Genomic DNA, 15,096 nt, shown 5'->3' with positions numbered 1-15,096 from the left:
AGCATCGTGGGACCTATGAGGAGGTGCCACCGTCATGGAACATGAGCTGCGCGCGGAGTACGAGGAGCCTGGCCGGCCGGACGCCGAGGTCAGGGTCTGGCACGTGGTGCGCGAGCACGGCACCACCGCGATGTGCGGCCGCGAACTCTCCCCGACCGCCGCCACCCGCCCGGCCGACGCGTGGGGCACCGGCGAGGTACGCATGTGCCACTCCTGCGGAGCGCTCTTCCTACGCGAAGTCCCATGAGCGCCCCCTACCGCGAACGCCCCTCCGGCGTCGTACCCGGAGCCGTGGTCTGGACGCGCACGGCCGACGAGGAGCCCGACCGGGTGCTGCCCGACGGGTGCGTGGACCTGCTCTGGATGAACGGGCGACTGGTCGTGGCCGGGCCCGACACCCGTGCCCATCTGCCCTCCCAGGCGCCCGGCGACCGCTGCGTCGGGCTGCGCTTCGCACCCGGTACGGGCCCGCCGCTGCTCGGCGTCCCCGCGCACGAGCTGCGCGACCGGCGCGTGCCGCTCGCGGCGCTGTGGCCCGGCCGCCAGGTGCGCGGGCTCACCGAGCAGCTCGCGGACGCGCCGCTGCCGGGGCGTGCGCTGGAGCGCCTCGCGCTGGCCCGTACGCGCCAGGCGACCGGCCCCGGCCCGTACGCCCCCGGCCCGTACGATCCGGTGGCCGCCCGGACCGTCGAGGCGATGCGCGCCGGGCGGTCCGTGGCGGCGCTGGCCGCCGACGTGGGGCGGGGGAGCGGCAGCTGCACCGGCGGTGCCTGGCCGCCTTCGGGTACGGGCCGAAGACGCTCGCCAGGGTGCTGCGCATGAACCGGGCGCTGGAGTCGGCGCGGGCCGGACGCCCGTACGCCGAGGTCGCCGCCGAGGCGGGCTACGCCGACCAGGCCCATCTCGCACGCGAGGTGAAGGCCCTGGCCGGGGTCCCGCTGGGCGCGCTGCTCGGCCCCCGGACGCCGTCCGGGGCTCAGCCGGCGGGCAGCGCGGCGAAGAGGTCCACCGCGTTGCCGTCGGGGTCGTGGACGATGGCGTAGCGCATGCCCCAGGGCGCGTCCCAGGGGGCTTTCTCTCCCGCGTACCCCGCGCCCACCAGCTCGCCGTAGACCTTGTCCACCTCCGCCGGGCCGTCGCAGGCGAAGGCGAGCGAGACCCGGCCGGGCCCCTGCGGCAGGTCGTACCCGGGCTGGAACGAGCGGATGGTCTCCAGCGCGTCCCACGCCATCCGCACCCCGCCGGGCAGCGCCGCCTCGACGTGCGGCTGCCCGTCGGCGTCGGCGGGGATGTCCAGGCCGAGCCTGCGGTAGAAGGCGAGGGAGGCGGGGAGGTCGGGGGTGACGAGGGAGACGAGGTCGAATCGCGGTGTCATGTCCGCACGGTAGGCACGGGGCCGCCGCCGGGTCTTGAACGAATCGGACCCCGCGCCGGACGGTCCCGTCCTACGGGCAGTGGATGACCTGGCCCGCGTATGAGAGGTTGCCGCCGAAGCCGAAGAGGAGGACGGGGGCGCCCGGGGGGATTTCGCCGCGTTCGACCAGTTTGGAGAGGGCGAGCGGGATGCTGGCCGCCGAGGTGTTGCCGGACTCGGTGACGTCGGTGGCGATCACGGCGTTGACGGCGCCGAGCTTGCGCGCGACCGGCTCGATGATGCGCAGGTTCGCCTGGTGGAGGACGACGCCCGCCAGGTCCGCCGGGGTGATTCCGGCCCGCTCGCAGACCGTGCGGGCGATGGGCGGGAGCTGCGTGGTGGCCCAGCGGTAGACGGACTGGCCCTCCTGCGCGAAGCGCGAGGGGGTGCCCTCGATGCGTACGGCGTGGCCCATCTCCGGGACCGAGCCCCAGACGACCGGGCCGATGCCGGGCTCCGCCGCCGTGGTGACCACGGCGGCGCCCGCGCCGTCGCCGACCAGGACGCAGGTGCTGCGGTCGCTCCAGTCCACGACGTCGGTGAACTTCTCGACCCCGATGACCAGCGCGTTGGCGGCGGCCCCGGCGCGCAGCGCGTGGTCGGCGGTGGCGAGGGCGTGCGTGAAGCCCGCGCAGACGACGTTGACGTCCATGGTGGCGGGCGCGGTCAGGCCGAGCCGGGCGGCGACGCGGGCGGCCGTGTTGGGGCTGCGGTCCACGGCGGTGCAGGTGGCGACGAGCACGAGGTCGATGTCGGACGCCGCGAGGCCGCTGTTCGCCAGCGCCTTGGCGGCGGCGTTGGCGGCCATCGCGTCGACCGTCTCGTCCGGCTCGGCGACCCGGCGGGTGCGGATGCCGACGCGGGTGCGGATCCATTCGTCGTCCGTGTCGACCATGGCCGCCAGGTCGTCGTTGGTCAGCACCCTGGCCGGCTGATAGTGGCCGAGGGCGAGTACGCGCGACCCGGTCATCGGCGGTTCCTCCTGCGGAGCTGCTGCTGGCTGGTTCCAGCCTGGGCGGTGGGGCGTGGGGCGGTTCGAGGCTCGTGGGGACGCGCGGGCGCAAGCCTCGAGGATCCCCCGGGCGCGCGACGGCGCCGCCGGGCACAAGCCTCGAACGTACAGGTCCCGACCGTTCAAGTCTCGTTCGTAGGAGCCCGGTGCGGGGGCGCGTGATCCACCAACGTTGGGCCGCCAGAACTGGCACAACCCGCAGGTCGGCCCGGTGTCAATCCTCCTTGAGGGCCTTGGTCTCGCTCTTGATGATGCGCAGGGACTTGCCCAGCGCGCGTGCGGTGTCCGGGAGCTTCTTCGAACCGAAGATCACGACGATCACCAGCACCAGGATGAGCAGGTGCCAGGGCTCAAGGGCATTACGCAGCACGGCGGCCCCACCTCTCTTCACTCGTCCCAACAGGGTCACTGCGCATCCCACATTACTTGCTAGATTGCGCAACTGAACAACCAATGCCCGCGGCAGTCCGTCTCATTTCCCGGAAGCCGTGTGAAAGAGGCACGTGAGCAAGGTGGTGCGTACATGACCGGGAATCGCGGGGCGCGTGGGGCTCGCGGAGCTCGTGGCAATAAGGGCAGCAGGGGCAGGCCCAAGAAGCGGAGGATGCGCCTCTTTCTGGTGATAGGGGTCTCGCTGGTGGTGCTGGCGACCGCCGGGGCCGGCTGGGTCTACTTCAAGCTCAACGGGAATATCAACACTTTCGCCGCCGACGGAATCGCCCGAGAACGCCCCAAGAGCAGCGCAGCCGGACAGAACGTGCTGATTATCGGATCCGATGCGCGTACCGGCGGAAATGACAAGCTCGGCGGCGGCGACAAGGACGACGTGGGGCGCTCGGATACGGCGTTCATGCTGCACATATACGGCGACGGCAAGCACGCCGTCGGGGTCTCCATACCCCGCGACAGCCTCGTGGACATACCGCCGTGCAAGCTGCCCGACGGCAGTTGGACCCACGAGCAGACCAACACGATGTTCAACGCGGCCTTCTCGGTGGGCCAGAGCCCCAAGGGCAACCCCGCCTGCACGCAGAACACCATCGAGAAGATGACCGGCATGCGCGTCGACCACACCGTCGTCGTCGACTTCGAGGGCTTCTCCTCGATGACCTCCGCCGTCGGCGGCGTCAAGGTGTGCGTGCCCAAGGACGTCTACGAGGGCGACCTCAACCCCAACCGCCACTCGCGCGGCGAGCAGATCTTCCCCAAGGGCGAGCAGACCGTCTCCGGCCAGAAGGCGCTGGACTACGTGCGCATCCGGCACGGCATCGGCGACGGCTCCGACATCGGCCGCATCAAGCGCCAACAGGCTTTCGTCTCCAGCCTGATCAAGAAGATCAAGGGGCAGGGGCTCAACCCGACGACCCTGCTGCCGCTCGCCGACGCGGCCACCAAGTCGCTGATCGTCGACCCCGGCCTCGGCTCGGCGGACAAGCTGCTCTCCTTCGCGATGTCCCTCAAGAACATCGACCTGCACAACATCAACTTCATCACCGTGCCCTGGCGCTACCAGGGCGCCCGGGTCGCGATCGTCCAGCCCGACGCCGACAACCTGTGGGCGACCCTGCGGGCGGACCGCACCCTCGACGGCGAGTACGCGGGCGGCAAGCAGGACGCCAAGAAGGACAAGAAGGACGGTGAGAAGGACGGCGGTTCGCCCTCCAAGGAGTCCGTCTCAGGCGACGGCGTGGCGGTCGCCGTCTACAACGGCACCACCGTCCCCGGACTCGGCGCCCGCGCCGCCGGCGAGCTGAAGGACCACAACTTCACCGTCACCCTCACCGACACCGCCAAGTCGCAGGCCCACACCGGCACCGTCGTCCAGTACGGCCCCGGCGCCGAGGCCCACGCGAAGACCGTGGCCGGTCTGTTCCCCGGCGCGCAGTTGCAGCAGGTCACCGCCCAGGGCGTGGCCGTGGTGGTCGGCAAGACGTACGCGACGTCCCGGTCGGACTCCGCCGGGGACCCCGCGGGCGGCGGCGACGCCACGCCCGACGCGCCCGGCAAGGTCAAGGCGAAGGGCCGCTCGGCGGACCAGGACCCCTGCGCCGATCTCTCGTACGGGTGATCGAGCCATGGGAACCGTCGACCCACGTGATCCGTTTCAAAGTAAACGGCGAGTAATTTCTGTATCGCACCCATATGTTTCGCACCATAGGTTTCGTACCGCACGGAGGAGAGCCCACATGCCCGCCACCCGTAGGGCGCTGCCCAGGCCGCTGCTGGCCCTGCTCGCCGCCCTGTTCGCGCTGGCCGGAGCGGGCATGTTCGCCCCGCCGGCCCACGCCGACTCCGCCTCCGGCCTCCCCAAGGTCGCCGAGGAGCTGCGCAAGAGCCCGGTCTACGTCGACCCGCGCGTCAAGGACCAGCTCCCCGAGGCCGACGCCGAGGCGCTCGCGAAGAAGATCAAGGACGCGGGCAAGCCGGTCTTCGTCGCGGTCCTGCCCGAGACCAGCGAGTTCCCGAAGAACAACAAACTGCTGCCCCGCCTGCGCAGCCTGACCGGCATCACCGGCGTCTACGCCGTCCACCTCGGCGACCGGTCCTTCAGCGCGGGCGCCGACCCCCGCGTGATGTCCCGGAACTCCGTGAACAACCTCTCCGACGCGGTACGCACCTCCTACGGCACCGACACCAAGGGCATGCTCAACCGCTTCGTCGACCAGGCCGACGACCAGGCCAAGGGCCACGCCCCGGAGTCCTGGAGCGGCGGCTCCGACTCCGACTCGGGGTCCGGCACGGCCGGGCTGGTCACCGGCGGCGCCATCGTCGTCGCGGGCGGCGCCGGCGCGTACGCCCTCTACCGCCGCAGCAAGAAGAAGCGCGAGGAGCGCGAGCGCGCCGAGCTGGAGGCGCTGCGCGTGGTGGTCGACGAGGACATCACCGCCTTCGGCGAAGAGCTGGACCGGCTCGACTTCACGCCCGGCGGCCCCGGCGCCGACGACGCGATGCGCGAGGACTACACCCACGCCCTCGACGCGTACGACACCGCCAAGACGCGGATGGGCGAGGCCACCAAGCCGCAGCACGTCCAGGGCGTCACGGAGGCCCTGGAGGACGGCCGGTTCGCGCTGGCCACGCTCGCCGCGCGGCGCGCCAAGAAGCCGCTGCCCGAGCGCCGGGTGCCGTGCTTCTTCGACCCGCGCCACGGCCCGTCCGTGCAGGACGTCGAGTGGGCCCCCGCGGGCGGCGCGCCCCGGACCGTACCGGCCTGCGCGGCGGACGCCGCCCGGCTGGCCGACGGCGAGGAGCCCATGTCCCGCACCGTCCAGACCGCGGACGGCCCGCAGCCGTACTGGAACGCCGGTCCGGCGTACGGGCCGTGGGCCGGCGGCTACTTCGGCGGCGGCATGCTCCCCGGCCTGCTCATGGGCACCATGCTCGGCTCGATGATGTCCAGCCCGGCCTACGCCGACTCCGGCTCCTTCGGCGGCGGCGACGGCGGCGGCGGTTTCGAGGGCGGCGACAACTCCGGCAGCGACTTCAACCCGGGCGACTTCGGCGGCGGCTTCGGCGGCGGCGACGGGGGCGGCTTCGGCGACAGCGGCGGGTTCGGCGGCGACTGGTGACGACCGGCTGGTGACGGCGGACTGGTGACGGCGGACTGGTGACGGCCGACTGGCGACGGCGGCGGGCGGCGTGCGCTCGGGGCGGGCTCTCAGCCCCGGCCCGCCGCCTACCGCGCCGCCGCCTCCCGCCTACCGCGCCGCCGCCCGCCGGGGCGCGAGGCTCGGCGGGCGGCCCCGCGCACGTACTGCCGGGCCGATGACGCGGCCGGCGCGTACGACACCGGCCGGTTCGCACGGGCGGCGCGCGGTCGCGCCGGGGGTCAGGCCCGCGCCGCCGCCCGCCGGTCGTACCGCGCCTTGGCGAGCGCCAGCACCGTCCCGTAGACGCTGAGCACCACCGCCATCAGCCCGTAGTACAGCGGCGACAGCGCCGTCATACCGAGTACGGGCGCGAGCGGCGACACCGGCAGGACGAGCGCGAGGACCGCGAGCGCGGCGGTCGCCGCCCGCACCGGGACGGAGGCGCGCCGTCCGCTGCGCAGCAGCAGGATGACCAGCGCCTGCGTCAGCAGGTTCTCCGTGAACCACCCGGCGTGGAACGCCTCCTGCCCCGCCCCCTCCGCCAGCGCGGGCACGGCCAGCGCCAGCACCGCGAAGGTGGCCAGGTCGGCGCAGGCGTTCAGCACGCCGAAGCCCGACACGAAGCGGGTCAGGGCGCGCGGGCGCAGCACCGTCGGCCGGCGGTGCGCGCCGGGCCCCGGGCGGTCGAAGGCGAGCGCGAGCTGCGCGGCGTCGAAGCACAGGTTCTGCACGAGCACCTGGGCCGGGAGCATCGGCAGGAACGGCAGCATCAGCCCGGCCGCGAGCATCGCTATGACGTTGCCGAAGTTCGAGGACAGCGTGATGCGCAGATACGTGGCGATGTTGACGGTCGAGCGGCGGCCCATGACGATCGCGCGGTCGAGCGCCGTCAGGTCCTTCGAGGCGAGGACGACGTCCGCCGCCTCCCGCGTCACGTCCACCGCGTCGCGCGGGCAGATCCCGACGTCGGCGGCGTGCAGCGCGGCCAGGTCGTTGACGCCGTCGCCGAGGAAACCGGTGGTGTGCCCGGCGGACCGCAGCGCCGCCACGACGCGCGCCTTGTGCTCCGGCGAGCAGCGCGCGAAGACGGTGGCGCCGGCGGCCAGCTCGGCGAGCTCCGCGTCGTCCGCCGCGTCGATACGGGCCGCCGTGACGACCTCGCCGGGCTCCAGGCCGAGGTCGCGGCAGGCGCGCGCCGCCGTCCCCGGGTGGTCGCCGGTGAGCACCTTGACGTCGACGCCGCGCCGGGCGAGGACGGCGAGCGCGTCGGCGGCCGTCGGCGCCGGGGTGTCGCGCAGGCAGACGAAGCCGATGAAGGTCAGATCGCGCTCGTCGGCGGTCGTGTACGGGCGGCTCCGCGCGGGCCGCTCCGCGAGCGCCACGGCCAGCACCCGCAGCCCGTCCGCCGCGCTCTCCTCGGCCAGCCGCAGCAGCCGAGCCCGCTCCCCGTCGTCGAGCGCCCGCGCCGCGCCGGGGCCGGGGCGCTCCGCGTCGGCGGCCCTGACGACCCGGAGCCCCGGCCCCGGACCGTCCCCCGGACCGTCCCCCGGACCATCGCCCGCCCGGAGCGCGTCGCCGTGCTCCGGACCGTACGGACGCTCGCCGCCGCCCTCGGCCCGGACCGCTCCGTCCGGGCGCGCCGCCCCTTCGAAGCCGTCCGCCTCCGGTTCCGGCAGACCGACGGCGCGTACGTCCGTACGCACGCTCTCCTCGCAGCCGATCGCGCGGCGGGAGCGGGCGGCGTCCCGATCCGCTCCGTCCCTGGCGGCGACCCGCGAGCAGCGCTCCAGGACGTCCTCGACGGCTCCTTTGACGACCAGCGTCACCTGCCCCGAACGGCCGCCGGGCGTGCGTACGACGGCGGTCGACAGGCGGCGGGCGGCGTCGAAGGGGAGGGCGTCGAGGCCGGTGGTGTCGTCGGCGGTGGAGCCCTGCTCCTCGTCGGCGTCGAGTATCGCCTCGTCGAGGGCGTCGGGAGCGGGCAGCTCGGCGAGGTGCAGCGTCCACAGGGCGTTGACGGCGGCCCAGTGGAGCACGTCCGGGTCGGGCGCGCCGTCGGCGCCCACGGCGCGGTCCACGGCGGGGCGGTCCTGGGTGAGGGTGCCCGTCTTGTCGATGCACAGGACGTCGGCCGCGCCCAGGTCGTGCAGGGCGGGCAGCCGCCGGACGATGACCTTCCCGCCCTGCGCGAGCCGGGCGGCGCCGCGCGCCAGCGCCGTCGTGACGATGACGGGCAGCATCTCCGGCGTGAGTCCCACCGCCACCGCGACGGCGAACGGCAGGGTCTCCATGCCGCGCCCCCGCACCAGCGCGTTGACCAGCAGCACCAGCGGGGCGGTGAGCAGCATGAACCGGATGAGGGTCCAGGAGATCCCGTTCACCGAGCGGTCGAAGGCGGTCGGCGGCCGGTGCCGCCGCCGGGTGTACGTACTGGAGAAGACCGTGTCCGAGCCGGTCGCGACGACGAGCGCGGTGCCGCTGCCGGAGGCGACGCTGCTGCCCTGGAAGCAGAGATGGGGCTGGTCGAAGGGGACGGCGTCGGCGGCCCGCGCGACCTCGGGCGGGGCGCCCGTACGCCCGGCGGCGTCCGGCGCGTGCTTGGCGACGGGCACGGACTCGCCCGTCAGCGCCGCCTGGTGCACGGTGAGCCCCGTCGCCCGCAGCAGCCGCACATCGGCGGGCACGAGGTCGCCGGGGCCGAGCCGGATCACATCGCCCGGCACCAGCTCGTCGACCGGCAGTTCACGGATGTGCGGCGCGGCGGCCTCGTCCTCGCGCCGCTGCACCGTCGCGGTGGTGGCGACCAGGCTGCGCAGCGCCGCCGCCGACCGGTCGGCCCGGTGCTCGCCGGTCGAGCGCAGCGCGCAGCTCACCGTGACCAGCACCGCGATCACCAGGGACGTGCCCCAGGACGCCGCGATCGCCGAGATCAGACCGAGGCACAGCAGGACGGCGGTGAACGGGTCGCGCAGGCTGCGCGCGAAGCGGCGGGGCCAGGAGGTGGGGCGCCGGCCCGGCACCGTGTTGCCGCCGTGCAGCGCGAGCCGCTCCGCGGCCTCCGATTCCAGCAGCCCGCGCGGCCCGCTCTCCAGCGCGCGCAGCGCCTGCAGTGTGCTGCCCGCGCCCCTGATCCGGATGGCTGCGGTCCGTGCGGTCGAGCTCGTGGAACCGGGGCCGGCGACGGCCTCAGGCACCCAGGCCACGCACGCGCCCGGACCTCGATCCGGCATCGGCATCGGCGTCGCGGGCCGCGAGCTGCCCGACCATCAACCGCACGATGGTCACCACATTGGGATCGTCCACGAGGTAGACCACCCGGCGGCCCTCGCGGCGCGAGCGCACCAGCCCCGCCAGCTTCAGCTTCGCCAGGTGCTGGCTCACGGCGGGCAGCGCGCCGCCGACCCGTTCGGCGAGGCCGCTGACGTCGCTCTCGCCCTGCGCCAGCGCCCACACGATGTGCAGCCGTGCCGAGGAGGCCAGCAGACCGAAGGCCGCGGCCGCCTCCGACAGGACGTGGGCGGGCGGGTCCTGCACGCCCTCCGTGTCCTCGGTTCTCCGGAAGCCTGCCGCCACTGTCGTTCTCCTGCCCCTGTCGGTCGGGGCGTCGACGCCGCCCCGAAGGAGTCATTCTAGGCGTCGGAAGGGCTTGCCGTCGTGGATCGGAAGGCTGTAGAGAGATCGGCCGGAAGTCGGACGGCTGTAGGGACGGGACGTCGGCCGGAAGCCGGACGGATGTGGGGACGGCGTTCGGAAGTCGGGCGGCGGCTGTGGTGACGGGGCGGCGGTCCGAAGGCTGTACGGGCAACTCGGCGCGGCCGCCGCGGGAATCGGGCGGTACCGAAAAGTAACGTTTGGGTCCGCGACCCCACTTGCCGCAGCCGTCGCGACAAGCCATGCATGGCGTCGGAGACTTCGGGTAGGCGCGCCTTCGCTGACACGAGAATGCCAGGGAGGGCGACGTGATTATCGCGGGCGAGACGGTCAGGGAAGTTGCGGTGGTGGGCGAACTGCCGTACATCGAGGAGCCCGCCGCGGTGGCGCCCCGCGACGCACGTGACTTGTCACGGCTGTTCTTCGACCGCCTCGCGGTGCTGGAGGAGGGCACGGCCGAGTACCAGTACGCGCGCAACACCCTTATCGAGATCAACCTGTCCCTTGTGAAGTTCGCCGCCGCCCGCTACCGCAACCGGGCCGACCAGATGGAGGACATCGTCCAGGTCGGCACGATCGGCCTGATCAAGGCCATCGACCGGTTCGACCTCAGCCGCGAGGTGGAGTTCACCACCTTCGCCGTGCCGTACATCCTGGGCGAGATCAAGCGCCACTTCCGGGACACGAGCTGGGCGGTCCACGTGCCGCGCAGGCTCCAGGAGCTGCGGGTGGACCTCGCCAAGGCCGCCGCCGAACTGGCGCAGCGCCTGGACCACACGCCGACCGCCGCGGAGCTGGCCGAGCACATGGGCCTGAGCGAGGAAGAGGTCATCGAGGGCATCGTCGCGAGCAACGGCTACACCGCCGGCTCCATCGACATGCCCGCCGACGACGCGCCCGAGCAGGCGGGCAACGCCCTCGCCGACCGGCTCGGCGAACTCGACCCGGGGCTGGAGGGCGTCGAGAACGTCACCGCGCTCAAGCCGCTCCTGGAGGGGCTCGGCGAACGCGACCGGCAGATCCTGCGGATGCGGTTCGGCGGCGAGATGACCCAGTCGGAGATCGGCGAGGAGCTGGGCATCTCCCAGATGCACGTCTCCCGGCTGCTCTCCCGCATCCTCTCCCGGCTCCGCGCGGGTCTGCTGGCCCAGCCGGCTTCGTAAGTCCGCAGGCCAGCAGGCCCGTAAGTCCGTAGGCCCGTAATGTGCCGCTGCCCTCCTCGCCGCTGTGGGTGAGGAGGGCAGCGGCGCGTGGATCAAGGCCGCGGCCCTGGAGCGGACGGACGGCGGCGTCGCCGTCGCGCCGTCGTCACCGCTGCCGCGCGCGCCGGGTACGGGCCGCGGCGCGGTGCACGGTGAAGATGAGCGCGCTCGACGCGCCGACGATCAGGGCGACGAATCCGGGGTGGATGTCCTTGGACAGGCTCTGCGCGCCGTCGGGCCGCACCAGCCACACCATCAGCGGGATCGCGAAGGCGGCGGCCACGAGGCCGGCAGCCCCGCGCACCGCCCGGTCGCGGACCCGGGCGAAGGCGGCGACCAGGGCGATGACCACCGGTACGGACGCGAGCAGGGCGAACTGCCCGACGACCATGATCGGGACCGCCCACGCGCTGATGGTCAGCGCCCTGGGAACGCGCGGGGTGCGCGGGGTGTGCGGGTCCGTGCCGGTGGTGGGCGCCAGGGACGTGGCTGACGACATGACGATCTCCTCGGGTGCGAGTGGCCGGTGTGCGGCAGGCAGATGGGGGGCCGAAGGCGTCGCGCCACCTGAGTGCTTAGCAGCTCTGCCTTTCGTTAGAAGTTATAACTTCGACGAATGGGCGTCGTCAAGAGTTTTCGTGAGAGGTTCTAACTGGAGTGTGCGGCGATAGCTAGCGGGGATCGGCCGGCAGACCGGCCGGCGGCTCGGAGGCGCGCAGCGCGTCCAGCACCACCCGCACCGCCGCGCGCGGCGGCGACCCGCGGCGGACGGCCGCCGTGATCGTGCGCGTGACCGGCGTCGCCAGCTCCCTGCTCGCCACGCGGTAGCGGCTGTGGTCGACGGCCAGGCCGGGCAGCAGCGCGATGGACAGCCCGGCCTCGACGTGCTGAAGGGCCATCATGTAGTTGCTGAACCGGCCCACCACCCGCGGCTCGAACCGCGCCTGCCGGCACAGCCGCAGCGCCAGGTTGGCCATGTACGACTGCGGAATGTCGAACGCCCACGGCTCGTCCGCGAAGGCCGCGACGTCCACCGCGCCGCCCCGCGCCGCGGGGTGCCCCGGCGGCAGCACCAGCCGGATCGGGTCCGTGGCCAGCGGCACGATGTCGAGGTCCGGCCCGAGCGGCAGCTCGTCGAAGTCCGTGGTGGTGATGACGATGTCCGCGTCGCCGCCGCGCAGCGCCGGGAGGCTCGCGTGCGGCTCCAGCTCCAGCAGCTCCACGTCGAGGTGCGGGTACGCGCGCGCCAGCCGGGTCACCGCCGGTACGGCCATCGTGTGGATCGCGCTCTGGAACGACGCGAGGCGCACCAGCCCCGCCGGTTCCTCGCCGAACCCGCGCAGCTCCGCCTCGACGCCGTCCATGTGGTCGAGGATCGCCCGCGCCCGCCGCGCCAGGATCAGCCCCGCCGGGGTCAGCCGCACCCGGCGCCCCGTACGTTCCAGCAGCTGCGTACGGGTCTCGGCCTCCAACACGGCGAGCTGCTGGGACACGCTCGACGGGCTCATGTTGGCGTCCTGGGCGACCGCGCGGACCGTACCCAGCGTGTCCAGCCGGCTCAGCAGCCGCAGCCTCCAGGGGTTCATCATCCGGTCATTGTCGTGCGGGCTGTACGGCCGAGCCGAACAGGACGGGCGGAATCGTGAGATGGACGCGCCGTTTCCACGCGCCCTACCGTCGGCGGCATGGCTGCTTCGACCCCCACCACGCCCCCCACCACGCCCCCCGCCACACCCGCTGTCCCGGTTCCCGCCCCCGTCGCGGACGCGCCCTCCGCCGCGGACTTCTGGGCCGACGCCGAGCGTCATCTCGTCCGCTACGGCGGCGAGTTCACCCGCGAGATCATCGACCGCGCCGCCGGGAGCTTCCTCTACACCGAGGACGGCCGGAAGCTCCTCGACTTCACCTCCGGCCAGATGAGCGCGGTGCTCGGCCACTCGCACCCGGAGATCGTGAAGACCGTTCAGCGCCAGGTGGCCTCCCTCGACCACCTCTTCAGCGGCATGCTCAGCCGCCCGGTGGTGGACCTCGCGCGGCGGCTGGCCGGCACGCTGCCCGCGCCGCTGGAGAAGGCGCTGCTGCTGACGACCGGCGCCGAGTCCAACGAGGCGGCGATCCGGATGGCCAAGCTGGTCACCGGCAAGCACGAGATCGTCTCGTTCGCGCGTTCCTGGCACGGCATGACGCAGGCCGCCGCCTCCGCCACGTACAGCGCGGGCCGCAAGGGCTACGGCCCGGCCGCGCCCGGCAACTTCGCGATACCCGCGCCGAACACGTACCGGCCCGACTTCACCGCGCCCGACGGCTCCCTGGACTGGCGCCGCCAGCTCGACTTCGCCTTCGACCTGATCGACGCCCAGTCGACCGGCAGCCTGGCCGCGTGCCTGGTCGAGCCGATCCTCAGCTCGGGCGGGATCATCGAGCCGCCGCCCGGCTACTTCGCGGCCCTGCACGAGAAGTGCCGGGAGCGTTCCATGCTGCTGATCCTCGACGAGGCGCAGACCGGCCTGTGCCGCACCGGGACCTGGTACGCCTTCGAACGCGACGGCATCGTCCCCGACATCCTCACGCTGTCCAAGACGCTCGGCGCCGGGCTGCCCCTCGCGGCCGTGATCACCAGCGCGGAGATCGAGCAGGAGGCGTACGGGCGCGGGTTCCTGTTCTTCACCACGCACGCCGCCGACCCGCTGGTGGCCGCCGTCGGCAACACCGTCCTCGACGTCCTGGAGAACGAGAAGCTCGATGAACGCGCCCGCTCCCTCGGTGCGTTCCTCCACCGGGGCCTGTCGGACATCGCCGGACGCCACGAGATCGTCGGCGACGTACGCGGCCGGGGGCTGCTGGCCGGGGTGGAGCTCGTCGTCGACCGCGGCACCAAGGAGGTCTCGCACGAGCTGGGCGCCCAGGTCACCCGGCGCTGCCTCGAACTCGGCCTGCACACCAACATCGTCCAGATCGCCGGCATGGGCGGGGTCCTGCGCATCGCTCCGCCGCTCACCGCCACCGAGGACGAGCTCTCGCTCGGCCTGGACATCCTGGACCAGGCGATCGGCGCGGCCCGCGCCGGGCTCTGAGCGGGTCCGCCTTTTTCCGTGTGCGGGGTTTCCGTGTACGGGGTTACGGGTTCAGGATGACCTTCCCCGCGACGGTTCCGGACTCGGCTAGCCGCAGCGCTTCGGCGACCCGGGCCAGCGGCAGTCGGGCGGCGATGCGGGGCGTGACGTCCCCGCGCTGGACGGCCGCGAAGACCTGGGCGAGGTCGGCGCCGATACGGGCGCGGAACCGGTTCTTCGCGTACCTGCGGCCGGCCCAGATGTTGAAGAAGCAGGCGCGGCGGCGGTTGGGCAGCGCGTTCCACAGCCACAACCGGCCGATCAGCATCAGGATCGGCCAGGAGCCGGAGCCCTCGTCGTCGCGGGTCGAGGCGCTGCCGTACGAGACGAGGGCGCCGCCGGGGGCGAGCAGCCTCCAGGAGGCGACCGCGCTCTCCGCGCCCACGTGGTCGAAGACGGCGTCCACCCCGCCGGGCGCGAGCAGCCGGACGCGGGTGGGCACGTCCTCGGTGCGGTAGTCGACGGGCACGACGCCCTGGGCGCGCAGGGCGTCGTGGTGGCGGGCGGAGGCGGTGCCGATCACCTTCGCCCCGGCGGCGAGGGCGAGCTGCACGAGGATGGTGCCGACGCCGCCGTTCGCGCCGTGCACCAGGACCGTCTGCCCGGCACGCACCCGCGCCTTGCGGTGCAGCAGCTGCCAGGCGGTGATGCCGTTGACGACGACGGTCTCGGCCTCCGCCGCGCCGATCCCCTCGGGTACGGGCACCACGTCGGCCGCGTCGACGACCGTGTGGCTGGCCCAGCCGCCGGTCTTGGTCATCGCGGCCACCCGCAGCCCGACCAGCCCCGCGTCCACCCCCTCGCCGGCCGTGAGCACCCGGCCGACCAGGTCGTAGCCGGGTACGAACGGGAACGGGGGCTGGTCGAAGTAGCGGCCCCGTCGCATCTGCTGCTCGGCGAAGGAGACCCCGGTCGCCTCCATCGCGATCGTGACCTGCCCCGGCCCCGCGCCGGGGATGTCCCCGTGCCGCAGTTCGAGCCCCTCGGGCTCGACCTTGCCCGGCAGGACGACCTCCACCAGTCCGCCTGCGTTCATGACGACCTCCACCGCGTTCCGGGTTGCCCACGTGCTGCGAGCAGTTATTGCTTGCATTAGAGGTTGTAACTCCGACGA

The 15,096-nt window shown here is 73.2% G+C and carries 12 protein-coding genes and 2 pseudogenes; 6 read left to right on the top strand and 8 right to left on the bottom strand.

Going from position 1 to position 15,096, the window contains the following annotated elements; genetic code table 11:
- Positions 1-34 precede the first annotated feature (34 nt).
- On the top strand, positions 35-247 hold the full coding sequence (locus AB0I49_RS14675) for a hypothetical protein (protein ID WP_363227305.1): 213 nt from the start codon (positions 35-37) through the stop codon (positions 245-247).
- Positions 244-1,043, top strand: a pseudogene (locus tag AB0I49_RS14670) (helix-turn-helix domain-containing protein). The gene AB0I49_RS14675 and the pseudogene AB0I49_RS14670 overlap by 4 nt, the downstream one beginning before the upstream one ends.
- Here AB0I49_RS14670 and AB0I49_RS14665 read toward each other — a convergent pair.
- The 3 genes and pseudogenes from AB0I49_RS14665 to tatA all read right to left on the bottom strand — a co-directional run.
- Positions 977-1,375: a VOC family protein gene (locus AB0I49_RS14665; RefSeq protein WP_363227304.1), complete on the bottom strand. Its 399-nt coding sequence runs from the start codon at positions 1,373-1,375 to the stop codon at positions 977-979. The pseudogene AB0I49_RS14670 and the gene AB0I49_RS14665 overlap by 67 nt on opposite strands.
- Positions 1,376-1,445: 70 nt before the next feature.
- Positions 1,446-2,384, bottom strand: a complete 939-nt coding sequence (locus AB0I49_RS14660) for a beta-ketoacyl-ACP synthase III (RefSeq protein WP_363227303.1) — start codon at positions 2,382-2,384, stop codon at positions 1,446-1,448.
- Positions 2,385-2,643: 259 nt separating this feature from the next.
- Positions 2,644-2,796, bottom strand: a pseudogene (tatA, locus tag AB0I49_RS14655) (Sec-independent protein translocase subunit TatA); the annotation flags it as partial.
- Between the two features lie 153 nt (positions 2,797-2,949).
- Between tatA and AB0I49_RS14650 the strand changes: the two are divergent.
- Positions 2,950-4,494 carry an LCP family protein gene (locus AB0I49_RS14650; RefSeq protein ID WP_363227302.1) on the top strand — a complete coding sequence of 515 codons (1,545 nt, stop codon included), beginning with the start codon at positions 2,950-2,952 and terminating at the stop codon, positions 4,492-4,494.
- Positions 4,495-4,612: 118 nt separating this feature from the next.
- Positions 4,613-5,995, top strand: coding sequence for a hypothetical protein (locus AB0I49_RS14645; protein WP_363227301.1), 1,383 nt, complete (start codon positions 4,613-4,615; stop codon positions 5,993-5,995).
- 260 nt (positions 5,996-6,255) lie between these two features.
- Here AB0I49_RS14645 and AB0I49_RS14640 read toward each other — a convergent pair whose 3' ends face one another.
- Both AB0I49_RS14640 and AB0I49_RS14635 read right to left on the bottom strand, forming a co-directional pair.
- A complete protein-coding gene (locus AB0I49_RS14640; protein ID WP_363227464.1) occupies positions 6,256-9,153 on the bottom strand; it encodes an HAD-IC family P-type ATPase in 2,898 nt (965 codons plus the stop codon).
- Between the two features lie 49 nt (positions 9,154-9,202).
- Positions 9,203-9,589, bottom strand: a complete 387-nt coding sequence (locus AB0I49_RS14635) for a metalloregulator ArsR/SmtB family transcription factor (RefSeq protein ID WP_363227300.1) — start codon at positions 9,587-9,589, stop codon at positions 9,203-9,205.
- A gap of 422 nt (positions 9,590-10,011) precedes the next feature.
- On the opposite strand from AB0I49_RS14635, the gene AB0I49_RS14630 reads away from it, so the two are divergent.
- Positions 10,012-10,830, top strand: coding sequence for an RNA polymerase sigma factor SigF (locus AB0I49_RS14630; RefSeq protein WP_363227463.1), 819 nt, complete (start codon positions 10,012-10,014; stop codon positions 10,828-10,830).
- A gap of 145 nt (positions 10,831-10,975) precedes the next feature.
- Here AB0I49_RS14630 and AB0I49_RS14625 read toward each other — a convergent pair whose 3' ends face one another.
- Entirely contained in the window at positions 10,976-11,368 is a 393-nt protein-coding gene (locus tag AB0I49_RS14625) for a hypothetical protein (protein ID WP_363227299.1), read from the bottom strand.
- A 172-nt stretch (positions 11,369-11,540) separates the two neighbouring features.
- Positions 11,541-12,458, bottom strand: a complete 918-nt coding sequence (locus AB0I49_RS14620; RefSeq protein WP_363227298.1) for a LysR family transcriptional regulator — start codon at positions 12,456-12,458, stop codon at positions 11,541-11,543.
- A gap of 96 nt (positions 12,459-12,554) precedes the next feature.
- Between AB0I49_RS14620 and AB0I49_RS14615 the strand changes: the two genes are divergently transcribed.
- A complete protein-coding gene (locus tag AB0I49_RS14615; protein WP_363227297.1) occupies positions 12,555-13,943 on the top strand; it encodes an aspartate aminotransferase family protein in 1,389 nt (462 codons plus the stop codon).
- A gap of 43 nt (positions 13,944-13,986) precedes the next feature.
- Here the strand turns inward: AB0I49_RS14615 and AB0I49_RS14610 are convergent, their stop codons facing one another.
- Positions 13,987-15,018, bottom strand: a complete 1,032-nt coding sequence (locus AB0I49_RS14610; RefSeq protein WP_363227296.1) for a medium chain dehydrogenase/reductase family protein — start codon at positions 15,016-15,018, stop codon at positions 13,987-13,989.
- Between the last annotated feature and the right edge of the window lie 78 nt (positions 15,019-15,096).

It is taken from the genome of Streptomyces sp. NPDC050617 (genome assembly GCF_040654795.1).
GTDB lineage: Bacteria > Actinomycetota > Actinomycetes > Streptomycetales > Streptomycetaceae > Streptomyces.
Note: the sequence above shows the minus strand (reverse complement) of the source record. Positions and strands in the feature narration are given on the sequence as shown.

What these genes read in the sequence shown, in the direction of transcription:
- AB0I49_RS14625 (WP_363227299.1), bottom strand. Translation starts at nt 11,368, where the DNA reads ATGTCGTCAGCCACGTCCCTGGCGCCCACCACCGGCACGGACCCGCAC.
- AB0I49_RS14620 (WP_363227298.1), bottom strand. Translation starts at nt 12,458, where the DNA reads ATGATGAACCCCTGGAGGCTGCGGCTGCTGAGCCGGCTGGACACGCTG.
- AB0I49_RS14660 (WP_363227303.1), bottom strand. Translation starts at nt 2,384, where the DNA reads ATGACCGGGTCGCGCGTACTCGCCCTCGGCCACTATCAGCCGGCCAGG.
- AB0I49_RS14615 (WP_363227297.1), top strand. Translation starts at nt 12,555, where the DNA reads ATGGCTGCTTCGACCCCCACCACGCCCCCCACCACGCCCCCCGCCACA.
- AB0I49_RS14665 (WP_363227304.1), bottom strand. Translation starts at nt 1,375, where the DNA reads ATGACACCGCGATTCGACCTCGTCTCCCTCGTCACCCCCGACCTCCCC.
- AB0I49_RS14650 (WP_363227302.1), top strand. Translation starts at nt 2,950, where the DNA reads ATGACCGGGAATCGCGGGGCGCGTGGGGCTCGCGGAGCTCGTGGCAAT.
- AB0I49_RS14645 (WP_363227301.1), top strand. Translation starts at nt 4,613, where the DNA reads ATGCCCGCCACCCGTAGGGCGCTGCCCAGGCCGCTGCTGGCCCTGCTC.
- AB0I49_RS14675 (WP_363227305.1), top strand. Translation starts at nt 35, where the DNA reads ATGGAACATGAGCTGCGCGCGGAGTACGAGGAGCCTGGCCGGCCGGAC.
- AB0I49_RS14610 (WP_363227296.1), bottom strand. Translation starts at nt 15,018, where the DNA reads ATGAACGCAGGCGGACTGGTGGAGGTCGTCCTGCCGGGCAAGGTCGAG.